This window comes from Streptococcus sp. FSL K6-1323 (genome assembly GCF_038630745.1).
GTDB lineage: Bacteria > Bacillota > Bacilli > Lactobacillales > Streptococcaceae > Streptococcus > Streptococcus salivarius_D.
Genome location: NZ_CP152039.1, coordinates 22,126 through 40,620, shown reverse-complemented (window position 1 = coordinate 40,620; position 18,495 = coordinate 22,126). Strand labels below are relative to the sequence as shown.

Annotated in this window: 15 protein-coding genes; 1 reads left to right on the top strand and 14 read right to left on the bottom strand. The window is 40.8% G+C overall.

Translation table 11 applies throughout. The features are described from left to right. The first annotated feature begins 257 nt into the window (after nucleotides 1-257). Nucleotides 258-1,097: a CHAP domain-containing protein gene (locus NST80_RS00250; protein WP_084915153.1), complete on the top strand. Its 840-nt coding sequence runs from the start codon at nucleotides 258-260 to the stop codon at nucleotides 1,095-1,097. Between the two features lie 191 nt (nucleotides 1,098-1,288). On the opposite strand, the gene purH is transcribed toward NST80_RS00250, so the two are convergent. The 14 genes from purH to mreD form a co-directional block, all read right to left on the bottom strand. Further along, nucleotides 1,289-2,836, bottom strand: coding sequence for a bifunctional phosphoribosylaminoimidazolecarboxamide formyltransferase/IMP cyclohydrolase (purH, locus tag NST80_RS00245; RefSeq protein ID WP_002889572.1), 1,548 nt, complete (start codon nucleotides 2,834-2,836; stop codon nucleotides 1,289-1,291). Between the two features lie 75 nt (nucleotides 2,837-2,911). Beyond that, nucleotides 2,912-3,466, bottom strand: a complete 555-nt coding sequence (purN, locus tag NST80_RS00240; protein WP_084915154.1) for a phosphoribosylglycinamide formyltransferase — start codon at nucleotides 3,464-3,466, stop codon at nucleotides 2,912-2,914. Continuing rightward, complete coding sequence (purM, locus tag NST80_RS00235; RefSeq protein ID WP_013989890.1) at nucleotides 3,466-4,488, bottom strand: phosphoribosylformylglycinamidine cyclo-ligase; 1,023 nt, start codon at nucleotides 4,486-4,488, stop codon at nucleotides 3,466-3,468. The genes purN and purM overlap by 1 nt, the downstream gene beginning before the upstream one ends. Nucleotides 4,489-4,699: 211 nt before the next feature. Next, nucleotides 4,700-6,139 carry an amidophosphoribosyltransferase gene (gene purF, locus NST80_RS00230; RefSeq protein ID WP_038674987.1) on the bottom strand — a complete coding sequence of 480 codons (1,440 nt, stop codon included), beginning with the start codon at nucleotides 6,137-6,139 and terminating at the stop codon, nucleotides 4,700-4,702. 155 nt (nucleotides 6,140-6,294) lie between these two features. Further along, on the bottom strand, nucleotides 6,295-10,020 hold the full coding sequence (locus tag NST80_RS00225; protein ID WP_148513127.1) for a phosphoribosylformylglycinamidine synthase: 3,726 nt from the start codon (nucleotides 10,018-10,020) through the stop codon (nucleotides 6,295-6,297). 66 nt (nucleotides 10,021-10,086) lie between these two features. Then, nucleotides 10,087-10,794 (bottom strand): phosphoribosylaminoimidazolesuccinocarboxamide synthase, encoded by a 708-nt coding sequence (purC, locus tag NST80_RS00220; protein ID WP_002886293.1) that lies wholly within the window; start codon nucleotides 10,792-10,794, stop codon nucleotides 10,087-10,089. 258 nt (nucleotides 10,795-11,052) lie between these two features. Continuing rightward, a complete protein-coding gene (locus tag NST80_RS00215) occupies nucleotides 11,053-11,298 on the bottom strand; it encodes a phosphopantetheine-binding protein (RefSeq protein ID WP_004181960.1) in 246 nt (81 codons plus the stop codon). Next, nucleotides 11,298-12,302, bottom strand: a complete 1,005-nt coding sequence (gene plsX / locus NST80_RS00210; RefSeq protein WP_038674981.1) for a phosphate acyltransferase PlsX — start codon at nucleotides 12,300-12,302, stop codon at nucleotides 11,298-11,300. Before plsX ends, NST80_RS00215 begins: the two co-directional genes overlap by 1 nt. 211 nt (nucleotides 12,303-12,513) lie before the next feature. Continuing rightward, a complete protein-coding gene (recO, locus tag NST80_RS00205) occupies nucleotides 12,514-13,287 on the bottom strand; it encodes a DNA repair protein RecO (protein WP_183138039.1) in 774 nt (257 codons plus the stop codon). Further along, nucleotides 13,274-14,449, bottom strand: a complete 1,176-nt coding sequence (locus NST80_RS00200; protein ID WP_014633755.1) for a pyridoxal phosphate-dependent aminotransferase — start codon at nucleotides 14,447-14,449, stop codon at nucleotides 13,274-13,276. The genes recO and NST80_RS00200 overlap by 14 nt, the downstream gene beginning before the upstream one ends. 92 nt (nucleotides 14,450-14,541) lie before the next feature. Beyond that, complete coding sequence (locus NST80_RS00195) at nucleotides 14,542-15,507, bottom strand: ribose-phosphate diphosphokinase (protein WP_118172326.1); 966 nt, start codon at nucleotides 15,505-15,507, stop codon at nucleotides 14,542-14,544. 310 nt (nucleotides 15,508-15,817) lie between these two features. Beyond that, nucleotides 15,818-16,282, bottom strand: a complete 465-nt coding sequence (tnpA, locus tag NST80_RS00190; protein ID WP_002886285.1) for an IS200/IS605 family transposase — start codon at nucleotides 16,280-16,282, stop codon at nucleotides 15,818-15,820. Between the two features lie 199 nt (nucleotides 16,283-16,481). Further along, nucleotides 16,482-17,885 (bottom strand): CHAP domain-containing protein, encoded by a 1,404-nt coding sequence (locus tag NST80_RS00185; RefSeq protein WP_342504612.1) that lies wholly within the window; start codon nucleotides 17,883-17,885, stop codon nucleotides 16,482-16,484. An 84-nt stretch (nucleotides 17,886-17,969) separates the two neighbouring features. After that, nucleotides 17,970-18,494, bottom strand: a complete 525-nt coding sequence (gene mreD / locus NST80_RS00180) for a rod shape-determining protein MreD (RefSeq protein ID WP_002886282.1) — start codon at nucleotides 18,492-18,494, stop codon at nucleotides 17,970-17,972. Between the last annotated feature and the right edge of the window lies 1 nt (nucleotide 18,495).

Below are 18,495 nucleotides of genomic sequence, written 5' to 3'. Positions count from 1 at the left end.
CGACAATCATTCGGAAAAATTAGCAATTTTCACGAATTATACATAACCATTATAACATATTTGTTCGGAGATATGGGTGTGTATCCAAATTTGAACATAAAAAAGGTGGCCACTTGGACCACCTCTTGGGAGATTATGAAAACGAAAAAAGTTATTTAGGATTAATGATAGTATACCCTGAGCAGCTTAAGGGAGGCTTAAACGCAAAAATATCTTCATTTTCCTGAAAAACTGCGAATAGGTAGGTGGAGGTTAAAATGAAGAAAAAATTACTAAATTGTCTCTTACCGCTAGCTTGTCTAGCGACTGTATCGGTTTCGTGTGGCAGCTCTGCTCAGGCGGCTGTCCTTGGAGATGACTACCCTTCCTCTTGGAAATATGGGGGATTCGGCGTGGACCCTTGGACTATGTACTGGCGTCAGTGTACGTCTTTTGCGGCCTATCGTCTCAGTAATACCAATGGTTTCACCTTACCTGTAGGTTATGGGAATGCCATCACTTGGGGCAGTATCGCACGTGCCAATGGTCACCGTGTTGACATGAATCCTGCCGTTGGAAGCATTGCCTGGTTCTCAGCCGGTGTCAATGGAGCTGGTCACATGGGACATGTCGCTTGGGTTGCTGAAGTTCATGGCGATCAGGTAACGATTGAGGAATATAACTACGATGCGGGTCAGGGACCTGAGAAATATCACAAACGTAGCTTCCATAAGAGTCAAGTGTCTGGCTATATCCATTTTAAAGACCTTGAACCAGGGGCTCAAAACGGAAATACTACTAACTCTTCTATCAAAGTTGGCAATACGGTCCGCTTCACAGGTACCTTCCGTGTCACATCTGTATCAGGAAATACCATCACCAGCCAAGATTTAGCTGGAGGCACACCAACCAAACACAATATCGTTGACCCTGGACCCGTTCTTGAAGTTGATAGACAAGGCAATCCAACTTCAGACCAGTACCTCAATCCTGGTGAAACTTTTACCATTCCAGGTAACTTCAAAGTGCTTGCCATTGACCCACCAAGCGATGGTATTCTCGTCCAAATCGGCAATCGCAAGACTTGGGTAACTCAGTCTGTCCTTGAAAAGGTTTAAATCTATTGAACAATCGTGAGAACGGTTGTTTTTTTGATGGTATGAAACAAAAAAGCCCAGCAGATGCTGAGCTCTTAGGAGATTTATGAAAAAGAAAAGTTTTTTAGGATGGTATTAGTATAACTTGGAGAGCTTAAAGGAAACTTAAGGCATCTAAAAAACATCCAATTTCTTGGATGCTTTGTAAGTTCTTAATGACGGAAGTGACGAACGCCTGTAAAGATCATTGTCAAACCATGTTTATCAGCCGCTTCGATAGACTCTTGGTCACGTACTGAGCCACCTGGTTGGATGATTGCTTTAATACCTGCTTTGGCGATTTCTTCCACGTTATCTGCAAATGGGAAGAAGGCATCTGAAGCAAGAACAGCTCCGTCAAGACGGTCTTTAGCTTGGTCAATGGCGATACGGACAGAAGCCACACGGTTAGTTTGACCAGGGCCAACACCAAGTGTCATGTGGTCATTAGTCACGATAATACCGTTTGATTTGACGTACTTGATGGCTTTCCAAGCAAACTCAAGAGCTGTCGCTTCTGTCTCAGTTGGTTGGCGTTTCGTAACCACTTGCCAGTCAGCTGGACTTTCTTTAACAACATCTTGGTTTTGAACGAGAAGTCCACCGACAACACCAGTGTATTCTGCTTCCACTTCGCTAGCATCTTGAGCGTCAAATGGCAACTCAAGGATACGCAAGTTTTTCTTCTTGGTTGTCAAGATTTCAAGCGCTTCGTCTGTGTAGCTTGGTGCAATGATGATTTCAAGGAAGACACCATGCATTTTCTTAGCTGTCGCAGCGTCAACTTCACGGTTGAGGACTACGATTCCACCGAAGATTGACACTGGGTCAGCTTCATAAGCGTAGTCCCAAGCTGTTTCAATGTCATCAGCTTGACCGATACCACATGGGTTCATGTGTTTGAGAGCTACAACTGTTGGACGGTCTTTGAAATCACGGATGATACGGATAGCGGCATCAGCGTCACGGATATTGTTAAATGACAATTCTTTACCGTTAAGCTGTTTAGCTGAGGCAATTGAGTAAGCCGTTGGCAAACCTTTTTGGTAGAAGTCTGCGTCTTGTTGAGGGTTTTCACCGTAACGCATAGGTTGCTTGAGGTCATAAGTCAAAGTGAGTTTTTCAGGTTTTGTTTCACCCACTTGAGCTGTGAAGTATTCTGCAATCAAAGCGTCGTATGAAGCTGTGTGACGGTATACTTTCGCTGCCAAACGTTGGCGAGTTTCGTAGCTTGTTTCGCCGTTTGCTGACAATTCATCAAGAACAACAGCATAGTCAGCAGGGTCTACAACAACTGTCACGCTAGCATGGTTTTTAGCTGCTGAACGAAGCATTGATGGACCACCGATATCGATGTTTTCAACTGCGTCAGCGTAAGTCACGTCTGGTTTGAGAATGGTTTCCTTGAATGGATAAAGGTTTACCACAACAAGGTCAATCAATTCGATATTATTGTCCTTAGCCGCTTGAAGGTGGCTATCGAGGTCACGACGAGCGAGGAGACCACCGTGGATATTTGGGTGAAGGGTCTTAACACGTCCGTCCATCATTTCTGGGAAACCAGTCACATCGTCGATGGCGATAGTGTCTACCCCAGCATTGTCAAGGGCAACCTTGGTACCACCTGTTGAGATGATGTCCCAACCGAGTTTTTTGAGTTCTTGGGCAAATTCAACAATGCCCGCTTTGTCTGAGACTGAAATAAGTGCTCGTTTAGTCATTTTCTTTCTTTTCCTTTTTTAAAAAAGTTCTTTATCTGCTACAGTCGAAAATTATCTTTCAGCTCTTGGGCCTTCTTATTTTCGTGCAACTCCCAAACTATCCAACACTTCTGGATAGAGCTTGTACTCTGTTTCGTGGATACGAGTTTCGAAAGTATCAAGGGTATCACCTTCAAGGCGTGGCACTCGGACTTGTTTGATGACCTTACCGGTATCAACGCCAGAATCCACCCAGTGAATAGTCACACCAGACTGGCCAACACCTGCATTCCAAGCATCCTCAATACCATGAGCTCCTGGGAATTCAGGGAGATATGCCGGGTGAATATTGATGATACGGCCTTCATAAGCTGCTAGTAAGGTTGGGCCAACAATTTTCATATACCCCGCTAAGCAAACCAAATCAATCTGGTGTTCATCCAAGAGTTTGACGATAGCTTCTTCATAAGCTGCTTTATTGTCAAATTCCTTGAGTTCAAAAGCATGGCTAGCCACACCAAGGGTCTTGGCACGTTCTAAGACATAGGCATCACGGTGATCTGAAAAAACAAATTCTACTGGAAATTGTTCCGCAATCACCTGGAAGTTTGAGCCGTTGCCAGAGGCAAAAACAGCAATCCTTTTAGCCATTATTTAATCACCACACTTGCGCCATCTTTCTTCACAATACGACCGATTTCATAAACAGGTTCGTCAAGAAGTTCTTTGACACGTTCAACATTTTCTGGTTTAACCGCAAGCATGAGACCAATACCCATGTTGAAGATTTCAAACATTTCTTCATGTTTGATTTCACCATATTTTTCAAGGGCTTTAAAAATTGGAAGAACCGGCACTTTGCTTTCATCAATTTCAGCAGCCAAGTCATCTGAGAACATACGTGGTACATTTTCGATGAAACCACCACCTGTGATGTGGGCAATACCGTTAACCAATTCTTCTTTGATGAGTGGCAAAGCTGCTTTGACGTAGATACGAGTTGGTTCAAGAAGAACGTCTTTAAGTTTTTTGCCTTCAAGTTCTGGAAGAACTTCTTCCCCTGTGTAATCAGCAAATACACGACGCACGAGTGAGTAACCGTTGGAGTGGATACCGCTTGAAGCAAGTCCAAGAAGCACATCACCTTCAGCTACTTTTGAGCCGTCGATGATTTGAGATTTTTCTGCGATACCTACCGCGAAACCTGCCAAATCATAGTCGTCTTCACCATACATACCAGGCATTTCAGCAGTTTCACCACCAATAAGGGCTGCACCAGCTTGCACACAACCTTCAGCAACACCAGCAACAACCTGCTCCAATTTAGCTGGTTCATTTTTACCAGTTGCTACGTAGTCAAGGAAGTAAAGGGGCTCAGCACCTGCAGCGATGATATCGTTAACACACATAGCGACACAGTCTTGACCGATAGTATCGTGTTTGTCGTACTTAATAGCAAGCATGAGTTTAGTACCGACACCATCTGTACCTGAAATCAAAACAGGCTCTTTGACACCTGTTTTTGAAAGGTCAAACATACCACCGAAGCCACCGAGAGCTCCCATGACACCTGCACGCTCTGTACGGGCAACGTGTTTTTTGATACGTTCAACAACTTCATAACCTGCTTCAACATCCACACCCGATTGAGCGTAAGCATTTTTATTTGTCATTTTATTTATTCCTTTTCTTTTTTCGAGAAAGAGTGCGACGTATTTTTAGATGAACCATCTTTTTATCTAAAAATACTAGTCAGGTCTCTAGCTTTGACCCCATAGGGCAAAGTGTCTACTGACAAATGCTTTAGCTTTTAGTCAGTAGTGAGACGTGGAGCGTAAGCATTTTTAGACATAATTTTTTCCTCTTTTTTCTTCTGCACTGCTCTTAATAGAAAGAAGTGTGTTCTTTCAAACTTTCCAAATAGCGTTCTTCGTAGTCATACAATGGTGTTGGATATTTACCATCAAAGTAAGCCACACAAAGGCCACCGTTTGGTGCATCTGTGTCAATTCCAATAGAATCAATCAAGCCATCGATTGACAAGTAAGTCAAGCTATCCGCACCAATGATTTCGCGTGTTTCCTCAACTGTATGATTGGCCGCAATTAATTCCTTACGTGTTTGAATATCGATACCGTAGAAACATGGGTAGGCAAGGGCTGGGCTACCGATTGCTACGTGGACCTCTGTTGCTCCTGCTTCTTTTAGCAAATTAACGATACGACGTGATGTTGTCCCACGTACAATAGAGTCGTCAATCATAACCACACGTTTGCCTTTAACAACACCTGATACGGCAGAGAGCTTCATACGAACCCCTTGCTCACGCAATTCTTGTGTTGGTTGGATAAAGGTACGTTGGGTGTATTGGTTTTTAATCAAGCCCATTTCATTTGGCAAGCCTGATTCTTCCGCAAATCCCATGGCTGCGCTAAGTGATGAATTAGGCACACCAACGACAATATCTGCTTCATGTTTGAACTCACGTGCCAATTGAGCACCCATACGTTTACGAGCTGTATGGACATTGACCCCTTGGATATTTGAATCAGGACGGGCAAAGTAGATATACTCCATCGAACAAACAGCCAATTGCGTATCCGTTGTATAGGTATCGTAAGTGATGCCATTATCATCGATGATAACAACCTCACCTGGATTTACATCCCGAATCCATTCTGCACCAACACCCTCAAAGGCACATGTTTCAGATGAAACCACGATAGCACCATTGCTCATCTTACCAAGAGAAAGGGGACGGAAGCCATTTGGATCCAAAGCTGCAATAAGCTTGTCCTCAATCATAAGAAGATAAGCAAATCCACCTTTAACAGTGTTCAAGGCTTCTTTCACCTTGCCCATAAAGGATGGGTTGTGGCTACGACGAATCAAGTGAGCTAAGATTTCTGAGTCAGAAGTTGAGTTTAAGATAGCTCCATTTTTCTCCAACTCATGTCTTAGTGACTCTGCATTAGTCAAATTCCCATTATGAGCAAGACCAAGCTGTCCATCGTGAAACTTAAACATGAATGGTTGAATATTGTCTACAGAAGCTTCACCAGCAGTCGCATAACGAACATGACCGATAGCAGCCGTTCCAGTTAGCTTGTCCAAGTTGGCTGGATCACGGAAAACTTCTGAGAGAAGCCCCATATCACGATGACGCTTCAATTGACCCGCATCATTTGAGAGAATTCCTGCTCCCTCTTGACCACGGTGTTGGAGACTGTGAAGTCCGAAATAAGTTAATTTGGCAGCATCCGGGTGACCCCAGATACCAAAAACACCACATTCTTCATTAAGAGATTTAACTTCGTATGTCATTTTTTATACCTTTTATTTTTGATATTTTCCTAATGTTATGCAAACGAAAAACTGTTCCTAGCCTCTCATTTCACTAATGTGAACTCAAGTTTTCAAGCTCTTTAGAACTACTGCTACATTGAAAAATATTATTACTGAGTGCACTTGGCACTCTATTATTTTCCAGTAAAGTATTTAACCGCTGACGCAAAGAGGTGTTGGTCTTTATTTCCTGGAATATTTTGGAAGAGACCGTCTTCGAAACGTTCTGAGTGACCCATCTTACCAATAATTTGACCGTTCTTACTTGTGATACCTTCGATAGCATTCACAGATCCATTTGGATTGTATTTAGAATCCATGCTTGGTTTACCTTCGAAGTCAACATATTGGGTAAAGATTTGACCATTGTCACGAAGCTCTGCAAATTCCTCAGCTGTCACGACAAATTTACCTTCACCGTGTGATACTGGGATGGCATGGATGTCACCAACTTCTACTCCGGCAAGCCATGGTGAGTTAGTGTTGGCAATACGTGTTTCAACCATCTTAGCCACGTGTTGGTTGGCATCATTGTAGAAGAGGGTTGGACTAGTGCTGCTTGCATCTTCAAAGTTACCGTATGGAAGAAGACCTGATTTAACAAGGGCTTGGAATCCATTACAGATACCAATAATCAAACCACCACGTTCGATGAAGCTATCAATGGCTGCACGTACTTTTTCATTGAGCAAGATGTTAACGATAAATTTAGCTGATCCATCTGGTTCATCCGCTGCTGAGAAACCACCTGCAAAGAAGATAATGTTAGCTTTTTCGATATTGTCAACCATAGTGTCAACAGACTTGACAATAGCCTCTTCGTTAAGTGTTACAAATGGTACCAAGTTGACTTTTGCACCTTCTTTTTCAAAGGCCTTAGCTGAATCGTACTCAGAGTTCGTACCTGGGAATACTGGGATGTAAACTACTGGTGTCTCAACTGTTTCTTTAGCTTTGATCACAGCATCAGATGCTACAGCAGGTACTTCTTCCAACTCAGTTGCTTGTGCAAATTCCGTTGGGTAAACCTCTTCCAATTTACCTTGGAAGGCACTGTCAAGTTTGTGTCCATCAAGCGTTACACCATTGACAGTAAGTGTAAAGTCAGCTGCTGTTTGTCCAATCTTGGCAACACCTGAAATTTCTTCCGGAGATGTGAAGACGAATCCACCCAATTGAGCTGTCAAGGCAGTCTCAAGATTTTCAAGGGTTACAGTGGCACCAATATGGTTACCAAATGTTGCAAGGGCAAGTGCTTCAACGACACCACCATATTTGACAGCTGATGCAGATGTGACTTTATGGTCAGCTTGGATGGCTTCAAACTTAGCAAAGTTAGACTTGATAAGATCGAAGTCAATTTCTTGTGCCAAAGCTTGACCAGGAATGTAGTAAATATTTTCACCAGCAGCTTTGAATTCTGGAGAAAGAACCTTACGGCTATCTGCAGTTGTTACCCCAAAAGCAACCAAGGTTGGTGGTACTGTCAATTCTTCAAAGGTACCAGACATAGAGTCTTTACCACCAATAGATGGCAAACCAAGTTGAATCTGAGCTTCGATTGATCCAAGGAGAGCTGATACTGGTTGACCAAAACGCTCTGCTTGTTTATCCATACGCTCGAAATATTCTTGATAAGAGAAACGAGCCTTAGACCAGTTTGCACCAGCAGCAACCAAACGAGCTGTTGCTTCGATTACTGCATAGGCAGCGCCATGATATGGAGACCATTCTGCTACATAAGGGTTGAATCCTTGCGCCATAACAGAAGCAGTTGTTGTCACGCTATGTTGGACTGGCAATTTCTGTACAGAAGCTTCCGTTGGTGTGATTTGGTAGCGACCACCGAGTGGGTGATTAACTGTTGAACGACCAACTGAGCTATCAAAGATGGTTTGTAAACCTTTTTGACTGGCATGGTTAAGGTCAGCCAAGACTTCAAGAGTATCAGCTTCAAGGGTTTCAGCAGATGTTTGACGTTCTTCTGGAAGCTTGACATCCTTGTCAACCACCTTAGCATCTACAACCACACGTACACCGTTTGTATCAAGGAAACGACGTTCCAAATCAACGATGGTTTCACCATTCCAGTGCATGACAAGATTTGGTTTTTCAGTTACTGTCGCAACGACAACAGCATCAATATTTTCTTTGTTACATTCAGCAACGAAGGCATCTACATCTTCTGGACGAACCACTACGGCCATACGTTCTTGAGATTCAGAGATGGCAATTTCTGTACCGTTCAAACCTTGGTATTTCAATGGTACTTTGTCTAGATCAATTTCAAGACCATCTGCCAATTCACCGATAGCCACACAGACACCACCAGCACCAAAGTCATTTGATTTCTTGATTAGACGTGTCACATCCCCATTACGGAAAAGACGTTGAATCTTACGTTCTTCGATGGCATTCCCTTTTTGAACCTCAGCACCAGCTGTTTCAACAGATTCGACCGTTTGAACTTTAGAAGAGCCTGTCGCACCACCGACACCATCACGTCCAGTCTTACCACCGAGCAAGATAATCACATCACCTGCTTCAGGTTTCTCACGGACAACATTTTCCTTAGGAGCCGCACCGACAACTGCACCTAGCTCCATACGCTTAGCAACGAAACCTGGGTGGAAGTATTCACGAACGTAAGTTGTTGCAAGACCAATTTGGTTACCGTATGAAGAATAACCGTGAGCCGCTGTTTTAGAAATCACTTGTTGTGGCAATTTACCAGCACGAGTTTCAGCAATTGGTGTTGTAATATCACCAGCACCTGAGATACGCATGGCTTGGTAAACGTATGAACGCCCTGACAATGGGTCACGAATGGCACCACCGATACAAGTAGCCGCTCCACCAAATGGTTCAATCTCAGTTGGGTGGTTGTGGGTTTCATTCTTGAACATGAGAAGCCATGGTTCTTTCACACCATTGACATCCACTTCAATTTCAACTGAGCAAGCATTGATTTCATCAGACACTTCCATGTCATCCAAACGACCATTAGCACGCTCATAGCGACCAAAAATAGTCGCCATATCCATCAAGGTTTGAGGTTCTTCTGTACGTCCCAACTCATCACGCATGGCAATATATTTGTCATAAGTCGCTTGCAATTGTTTTTCAAATTTAGATGCTGAGAAGTCGATATTCTTCAACTCAGTCTCAAAAGTTGTGTGACGGCAGTGGTCAGACCAGTAAGTATCCAAAACCTTAAGCTCAGTCTCAGTTGGCACACGTCCAATAGACTTGAAGTAATCTTGAATGAAGAGAAGGTCATCCACTTCCATGGCCAATCCTTGCTCTGCCTTATACTTAGCAAAATCTTCTGCCGTATAAGTTTCAAAGAAATCCAAGCTTGGAATGGTCTTGTCAGACTCAGAGAAATCCTGTTTAGCAATACCAACAGTGATATCTTTGAAACGAGAATCCACTGGGTTCAAAAGGTAGTTTTTGACAGCTTCCAACTCATTCGCATCGATATCCTTGTTAACCAAGTACAATTGCGCTGTGTTCACTGTTACGTCATTTGAACTACCAAGCAAAAGCAAAGCTTCTTGTGAAGATGCTGCACGTTGGTCAAATTGACCAGGCAAACTTTCGATAGCAAAGAAAGCATACTTCTCAAGATCAGCCTTAACCGCAGCCTCGTCCAAAACAGTATCAGTCACTTGCTCAGAGAAGATGTGTTTTTCCGCACGCGCAAACAAGTCCTCTGCCAAATTAAAGACATCGTAAACCTGAACAATACGAAGATCATTCAAAGTTTTCAACTGAAGATTATGCTTTAATTCTTTTACTAAAGACTGAGATTTCACACGAAAATCAGCTTTTTTCTCAACGAAAATACGTTTATCCATTTTATTTCCTTTATCTATTTCTACTTAAAGATTGTAGTGAAGACCAAGTATTCTATTTGTAAAAGGCTACTTCAATCCTTGCAATTTTTCCAATACAACTTCATAAACATCTGTCAAGCTACCAAGATCACGACGGAAAACATCCTTGTCCATATGGTGCCCTTCAGCATCCCAAAGGCGGCAGTTATCTGGTGAGAATTCATCTGCCAAGATAATCTTGCCATCCTTATCAAAACCAAATTCCAATTTGAAGTCAATCAAGCGAAGACCAATTTGTGCAAACCAATCTTTTAGCAATTCATTGATACGACGCGTTTCTTCCTTGATATAAGCAATTTGTTCATCATTGGCAATATCCAAGAACTTCACATGCTCATCATTGATGAATGGGTCATCCAAATCATCGTTCTTGTAGTAAAATTCAACGATTGGAGTTTTCAAGTCCAAACCTTCTTCAACGCCAAAACGTTTAGAGAAAGAACCCGCAGTCACATTACGAAGAACAACCTCCAAAGGAATGATAGTAACTTTCTTGTTAAGTTGTTCGGTATCAGAAATACGTTCGATAAAGTGAGTAGCTACACCCGCAGCATTCAATTTTTCAAAAATAAGAGACGAAATCTGATTATTTAGCACACCTTTTCCTTTAATAGTCTCCTTACGAGCACCATTAAGCATGGTTGCCTGGTCCTTATAGACCGACTTAATCACATTTTCGTCTTCTGTACTATAAATATCTTTAGCTTTCCCAGTATAAATCAGTTGGTTTGACATGGAATTGTTCGCCTTTCAAGTTTATTCGTCTTAATTATACCACACCAGAATCCAAAAACCAACATATAGCAAACTTTATTGCTTGAGTAAAAAAATAACGTTCGTGTTTTAGTCCTTTTTTAGAGTTTCTTAATAAATAATGTATAGAAAAAAGGAGTGTGACAGAACTAAATCCATATAACATTTAGTTTCTTGCCTCACTCCAACAAAATAACAATCGTATAGTACACAACTATTATATTATTACGTCTAGCTTTCTTATTCTTTATTCAATTCCTCAGACAAATAGTCCAACAAATCAGCTACCTTAACCATATGGTCAATAGTATCATCGGAAATCTCAAGGTCGAACTCATCCTCCAAATTAATAATGAATTCCATAAGCTCTATTGAATCCACACCCAAGTCATCTAATTTGGTAGCTTCGGTTAAAACAATGTCCTCTTTACCCATCTGCTCTTGAATTACGAGCTGCATTTTCTGAAGAATTTCTACTCTACTCATCAGTTAGCCTCCTCTTTCGGACTAAAGGCTTCAACTAGCTGCTCAACAACCTTAGTATCAAGCATCGTACGAACCTGCTTAATAGTGTAGTAAACCGCCTTAGCATCACTAGATCCATGACATTTTACTACGGGAGCTTTAAGACCAAAGAGAACCGCACCTCCAGCGCTAGAGTAATCCATAGTCTCTTTCATCCCTTTTAGGCTGTCTTTCAATAGGAAGGCACCTAACTTAGCTTTAAGACCACCATTCATGATAGCTGACTTAAGGGTCTTCATGGCACCAAGTCCCGTTCCTTCGATTGCCTTAAGAACTGCATTTCCGGTGAAACCATCAGCTACGACCACATCAGCAGCTCCAGACATAATTTCACGCGCCTCAACATTACCAACAAAGTTAATACTTGGCTCCTTAGATAAGAGCTCAAAAGCCTCCTTACGAAGACTATCCCCCTTTGTTTCCTCAGTCCCATTATTAAGGAGACCTACACGAGGGTTGGCAATTCCACGCACATTTTTAGCATAGAAAGATCCTAAAATAGCATATTGATGCAAATGACTAGCTGTATTTTCCGCATTAGCACCCAAATCAAGCATATCAAAGGGTTGACCAGTAAAACTTGGCATTGTTGACATAAGACCTGGACGCTCAACTCCCTTAATACGTCCGACCACAAAGAGACCTGCAGCCAGAAGGGCACCTGTATTTCCCGCAGAAATCACGGCACCTGCTTTTTTCTCCTTAACAGCCTGTGCACCTAAGACCATTGAAGCTTTTTTCTTCTTACGAATGGCTTTAGCTGGCTCATCATCCGAATTTATCTTTTCATCAGTATGCACAATGCTCACACGTTCATTCGCTGTCAAATAGGTCTTAATTTTAGCTTCATCACCATAAAGCTGGATTTCAATATCTTTGAAATCTGCTATAGCTTGGTTGACACCCTCTACAATTGCGTGTGGCGCATTATCGCCACCCATAGCATCTACTGCAATTACATGCATAGCATTCTCCCTCTTGTCCTCTGCCATAAAACATAAACTCAGATTTCTATCAATAAAATATTATGTAACTAAAATAGACTAGTTCACTGTTTCTAGCAGAGTCTTTCAGCTTATTATCTTCTTATTATAGCACGAACTGACTTGCATTTTAACCCCTGAGACTGAAAACCATTACTTTCCTGTTTCACGTGAAACAAAAAGAAGATAATGTCTAGTCAGCACTATCTTCTTTATTTATAATATGACCCCAAGAATTTAGATTATCAATAAACTTCTTACTTTTAAGATGTATTCCAACATAATTATCATAGAGGTCATCAATAAAATGTCGTAGCTTTCGTTTCATGTCATCCTTAACAGATATGCTTCTCAATTCCTCAAAAGAAAGCCCCTGAAAACGATCTAAAAGATAAGGTACATTAGGATCTAAGTGACTACGCCTTTCATCCTCTGCATAGTGATTTGGACAAAGTAACCCCGAGAACTTATACGAAAAATCAAAAGGAAGGCCTACACGATGGCAAAAGACACACTCGTGAAAATTCAATCGTACACCGAAACGGTCTAAAACCTGAATCTCAAAGATATTAGTCAAGATTTCATAATCCAAGCCTTCTTCCATTAATTCAAGCGTCTTCTCCAAGAATGCAAATAATTGCGCATCTGTCACACCGTCAGCAATAGCAACGTCCGTCAGAGCAGCTAAATAAGTCGCATAAGACAGCTTGAAAATATCGCTTGTAATTTCCTTGAAGGACTCTGCCTGGCTATAATCCTCTATGAAAGATAAGCCCTCATCATTTACAGTCATTATGAATTCAGCGATGGTTAAAGGTTGAATCACAGCACTTAATTTACCTGACCCACCACCTCTAACAAAAAACATCCGTTTACCAGCTTGCTCGGTAAAAATCTTAACTAGCTTATCGTTCTCACGATAATTACGATTGAATAGGACAAGTCCTCTACTCTCAAGCTTCTGCATGTTCTTCCATAAACTCTTTCAAACGAGCCATAGCTGTTTCAATAGTATCCATGCTAGCTGCATACGACAAGCGAACATAGCCTTCACCATACTTCCCAAAAGCAACCCCTGGGATAATCGCAATAGCCTTTTCACGAGCAAAGTCTTGACAGAACTTAAAGGAATCTTGAGTATAGCCTTCTGGAATCTTAGCAAAGATGTAGAAAGCACCATCAGGTTTAATAATTTTGAAACCAAGTTCAGTCATTTTTTCAAGAATATAATCACGACGCTTCAAATACTCAACTTTCATTGGTTGGGCATCATCTTTACCAGCAGATAAGGCTTCAATAGCTGCAAATTGTGCCATAGTAGCTGCAGCTGTTACCAAATACTGGTGACTCTTAATCAACTGAGCCGTCAAGACAGCAGGTGCAAAAATCAAACCGATACGCCATCCTGTCATCGCATGAGATTTAGACAAACCATTAATCAAAATCGTTTGTTCCGGCAAATACTCAGCAATAGATACATGTTGGTCCACATAAGTTAGCTCAGAGTAAACTTCATCACTAACAACAAAAATATCGTATTTTTTCAGAACTTCAGCTAAATCTTTAATCTGTTGACGTGAGTAAGTCACACCTGTTGGATTAGTTGGGTAGTTAAGCAAAACAGCTTTAAGCTTATCTCCCTGCTCCAAAATTGCCTTTTCTAACATCTCCGGAGTCAAAACAAAATCATTCGCTGTTGTATCAATTTCAACAATTTCAGCACCAACTAGATTTGCAATTGGCTCATATCCAGGATAGGCTGGTGCAGGTAAAAGAATCGTATCTCCTGGCTCCAAAATAGCCGTCAAAGTTGCAGAAAGGGCTTCTGTAGCTCCAATAGTCACCAAGATTTCATTATCTGGGTTATAAGTAAGATTATATTTTTCCTTAACAAAATCTGCCGCAGCTTGACGCAAAGCAGGAAGTCCTGCCATACCTGTATAGTGAGACTGGTTAGCATCGATAGCAGCTTTAGCAGCCTCTTTTACATGATCTGGAGTCGTAAAATCAGGCTCACCAAGTGTCAACTTTTTGATACCTGGTACATCTGAAATTGACTGGTCAAACTGACGAATCATCGAAACTTCAATCTTATCTAAATTTTTATTAAAACGTTGTGTTAAATCCATCACTGTCACCTCTTTGCAATTATGCCTTACATTATATCAAAAACTCAAACGCATTTAAACACCAAAAAAAGCTAGCCCAAGCTAGCTTTAGTCTATTTATGGCCCATTTCAAACAAAGGTGACAATGGACGTTTTTCATGAATACGAATAATTGCCTCTGAAATCAAATCAGCAATTGAAATTTGTTCAATCTTATCAATCAAACGTTCTTCTGGAAGATAAATCGTGTCCAATACGACAAGCTTCTCAATAGCAGACTTTTGAATATTATCAAGTGCTGGACCTGACAATACAGGGTGAGTACATGAGGCATAGACATGAGTTGCACCAGCTTCAGCAAGCGCATCCGCCGCATGACAGATGGTACCCGCAGTATCAATCATATCATCAATCAAGATACATGTTTTACCTTCAACGTTACCAATGATATTCATAACCTCAGAAGTGTTCATTTTATCAACACTACGACGTTTATCAATGATTGCGATTGGTGTTTTCAAACATTGAGCAAGTTTTCGTGCACGAGTCACACCACCATGGTCTGGAGAAACAACAACAACATCATCTCCAGTAAAACCAGCACGATCAAAGTAATCTGCGATAAGTGGAGCACCCATCAAATGGTCTACAGGAATATCAAAGAATCCTTGAATTTGAGAAGCATGGAGGTCAACTGTCAAAAGTCGATCAACACCTGCAACCTCAAGCATATTAGCAACCAATTTAGATGTGATTGGCTCACGTGAACGTGCCTTACGGTCTTGACGTGCATAACCATAATAAGGCATAACAACACTGATCGTTTCTGCACTTGCACGTTTTAGCGCATCAACCATAATCAAGATTTCCATCAAGTTATCATTTACAGGAGAGCTTGTAGATTGAAGAATAAAAACGTGATGACCACGGATAGATTCTTCAATATTAACTTGAATCTCACCATCTGAAAATTCACGAACACTTGATTTTCCGAGTTCAATACCCATTTTATCAGCAACTTTTGCTGCTAATTCCTGGTTAGACGATAAAGCAAACAACTTCAAATTCGTATAAGACATGATTTCCTCCAAAATATCTACTAAACCATTCTACCTTTTTTTAGATTGATTTTCAATGTAAAATAAATGGTGTCACAGTAACTTAACAAGACTAAAAAGATTTAACCTTAACCTCGACATTTTCCCGTCTAAAAGTAATTCCAGAAAGTAAAGACATTTTGCTATAAAATCATAACCACCCGTCTAACGGGTGGTTTGATCAAGGGCTATAAGCCCATAATACCAGCCAGCGCCTAAAGACGCTGGCTTTCACTTTGTTCAAGCCTTATTGCTTTTGACTCGTCACAAGCCTCTCAAAGAGGCATTCGCATTACTTACCGTTATCCCTAAAGGGATTTTCATATTCTTTAACGCTTAATTTGTCCAAAGCGATATCATGCTTCTCTTGTTCCTGGATATATTTCTTAATTGTGGCTTCATTTAGTCCTACCGTACTTACATAATATACTTCTGCCCAAAAATGTCTGTTCCCAAATTTATATTTTAAATTGGCGTGTTTATCAAACATCATTAAGGCACTTTTACCTTTTAAATATCCCATAAAACTAGCTACACTCATTCGTGGTGGTATACTTACTAGCATGTGAACATGATCTGGCATTAAGTGGCCTTCTATTATTTCAACGCCTTTATATTGGCATAGTCTATGAAAAATCTCTCCAAGACTACTCCTATATTGATTATAGATTATTTTTCGTCTATACTTAGGTGTAAATACAATGTGGTACTTACACATCCATTTTGTATGTGATAAACTGTGAGCTTTTTGCGCCATAGTTTTAACTCCTTTCGCTTTACAATTGGCTTGAACACCTATATTGTAACTCGTTTGGAGTGTTTTTGTTATGACGGTATAACCTTCGATGCGCACCCGCATAGCGGGTGGTTTATTTGTTTCGCACCTTCGGAGCGAAACGGACTTAAAGTCACAATAAAAACGATTCGAGAAAATTCGAATCGCCTTCTTGTAGTCATTATGGGTAAATATAGTATACAGAACCACCATGAGCTGAAGATGTTGGATCAAATGTACCACGGTAGTTACCGATTGACATGTTACCAGCATAGTTTGCTTCCATAACTTGAATTGAATTTGCACCTGATGCTGATGTTACGTAAGCTACGTGACCATAACCCCCACCATCATTTGGCCAAACCGCAATTGCTCCGGCTACAGGAGTTGTCCCGACTGAGTGGCCAGCTGCTTGTGCGCTAGCAATCCAGTTTTTAGCATTACCCCAGTAATTACCGACCCATGAAGCTAATGATTTAGCACCCCAAGTACATTGACCAACAGGATATGTATTAGGAGTTGAGGCAGTTGATACTTTAGGTGTTTCAGCTGCTGGTGCTGGTGCTTCTGAAGCTGCAGGCGCTTGACTTACTGGTGCCTCTGAAGTTGCTGCCGGTGCTTCGCTAGCAGGAGCTGGTGCTTCCGAAGCAGCTGGAGCAGCTGTTTCTGGCTGTGCTTCAGATGTTGCTGGAGCAGCAGGCGCAGGCGCTTGAGTAGTTTCTGAAGTTTCTGATGAAACAGGTTCTTGTGCTGCTTCAGATGTTGCTGTTTCTGAAACAGTAGCTTCTGAAGTTGCTGCCGCCTCTGATTGAGCTACAAATGCTGCCGCTTCTGAAGAAGCTACTGCTTGTGCGGCTGCCTCTGATTCTGCAATTGCTTGAGATTGAGCAACTGATGCTGCAGTTGAAGCTGCCACTGATTCTGCAGTTGATTTAGCAGAAACAAGTGATGTTTTTTCATCTTGAGCTGTAGCCAATTCTGTAGCCAAAGCAACTTGTGCTGCTTCTAGTTCTGCTTGTTGAGTTGTCAAACCAGCTTCTGTAGTTTCAAGTTCTGCTTTATTAGTTGCAATCTCATTAATAGCAGCTTGGTTTTGTTCTTGTTTTGCAGCAAGCTCTTTTTGATCAGACTCTTGTTTTGTCAACATGTCATTATTAGCTGTAACAACTTTTGAAATAGCTGTGATACGAGTAATAGCTTCAGAGATTGACTTAGAGTTCAAGATAGAGTTGATGTAGCTAGTCGCAGTATTATTTTGTTGAGCACTACGAGCTTGTTTCGCCAAAGAATCTTGACGAGCTACAATTTTACTTGATAATTCTTGAATTTCAGATTCCAAATCTGCTGATACTTTTTCAAGTTCAGCATTTTTAGTTTCCAATTCTGATTTTTGTGTTCTAAGTGTAGATACTTGAGATTGGATTGTAGCAACTTGCGCTTGTGCAGTCTCTTGTTGAGAAGCAAGGTTACTAATTGCGTTATCTGCAGCAGCGATTTGCGAATCATAATCCTCTGCATGTACTGATGCAGCTGCTGATAAGGTTACACCACTTACCAACACTGCTGAAAGAATACGTTTTTTCATAATATAAAATACTACTCCTTTTCGATAAGACCTTTTAATTGTATCAAAAAATGGCGCAAATTTTGTTACGCCAATATTACAGTTCTATTTAAATCTATCAACTGACAGATACAAAAATAATTTTTCAAGAATAGGTTTAATAAAGATAAAGATCAAAAGATTAAACACTATACTAGGACTTAGTTGATAAATAATAAAATTCGTCACAGACTCATTGGAGAAACCATAAAATAAGGCAAAGCCAAAATTTATAGTATCAAATAGAAAGAGGAATAAAAACATTAACAAAAAATCAACATAGGTATTTCTCTTAACAATTCGACCTAGCTGAGTTAACAGATAGCATAACAGTGGCAAAGTTAGAATTACTATACCAACTGTTTTGAAATAATAGGTATCATAAAGAAATCCAAAATAAACAAGGTAAAGATAGGAATACTTATTTGGAAAATCAAGAGTTAAGATGAAAATATAAATAATAAAAAGATGAGATGATAGAAAAAATTCAGGAGATAAATAATGATTAAGTATCATCGAAATATGACCATCCCATAGAAAAGGAACAATACTCAGTAAGAAAGGAATAATAGAATACTTGGATAATTTCATA

What these genes read in the sequence shown, in the direction of transcription:
- NST80_RS00195 (WP_118172326.1), bottom strand. Translation starts at nt 15,507, where the DNA reads ATGTCTTATACGAATTTGAAGTTGTTTGCTTTATCGTCTAACCAGGAA.
- purH (WP_002889572.1), bottom strand. Translation starts at nt 2,836, where the DNA reads ATGACTAAACGAGCACTTATTTCAGTCTCAGACAAAGCGGGCATTGTT.
- tnpA (WP_002886285.1), bottom strand. Translation starts at nt 16,282, where the DNA reads ATGGCGCAAAAAGCTCACAGTTTATCACATACAAAATGGATGTGTAAG.
- NST80_RS00225 (WP_148513127.1), bottom strand. Translation starts at nt 10,020, where the DNA reads ATGGATAAACGTATTTTCGTTGAGAAAAAAGCTGATTTTCGTGTGAAA.
- NST80_RS00200 (WP_014633755.1), bottom strand. Translation starts at nt 14,449, where the DNA reads ATGGATTTAACACAACGTTTTAATAAAAATTTAGATAAGATTGAAGTT.
- purF (WP_038674987.1), bottom strand. Translation starts at nt 6,139, where the DNA reads ATGACATACGAAGTTAAATCTCTTAATGAAGAATGTGGTGTTTTTGGT.
- purN (WP_084915154.1), bottom strand. Translation starts at nt 3,466, where the DNA reads ATGGCTAAAAGGATTGCTGTTTTTGCCTCTGGCAACGGCTCAAACTTC.
- mreD (WP_002886282.1), bottom strand. Translation starts at nt 18,494, where the DNA reads ATGAAATTATCCAAGTATTCTATTATTCCTTTCTTACTGAGTATTGTT.
- recO (WP_183138039.1), bottom strand. Translation starts at nt 13,287, where the DNA reads ATGCAGAAGCTTGAGAGTAGAGGACTTGTCCTATTCAATCGTAATTAT.
- NST80_RS00250 (WP_084915153.1), top strand. Translation starts at nt 258, where the DNA reads ATGAAGAAAAAATTACTAAATTGTCTCTTACCGCTAGCTTGTCTAGCG.
- NST80_RS00215 (WP_004181960.1), bottom strand. Translation starts at nt 11,298, where the DNA reads ATGAGTAGAGTAGAAATTCTTCAGAAAATGCAGCTCGTAATTCAAGAG.
- plsX (WP_038674981.1), bottom strand. Translation starts at nt 12,302, where the DNA reads ATGCATGTAATTGCAGTAGATGCTATGGGTGGCGATAATGCGCCACAC.
- purM (WP_013989890.1), bottom strand. Translation starts at nt 4,488, where the DNA reads ATGACAAATAAAAATGCTTACGCTCAATCGGGTGTGGATGTTGAAGCA.
- NST80_RS00185 (WP_342504612.1), bottom strand. Translation starts at nt 17,885, where the DNA reads ATGAAAAAACGTATTCTTTCAGCAGTGTTGGTAAGTGGTGTAACCTTA.
- purC (WP_002886293.1), bottom strand. Translation starts at nt 10,794, where the DNA reads ATGTCAAACCAACTGATTTATACTGGGAAAGCTAAAGATATTTATAGT.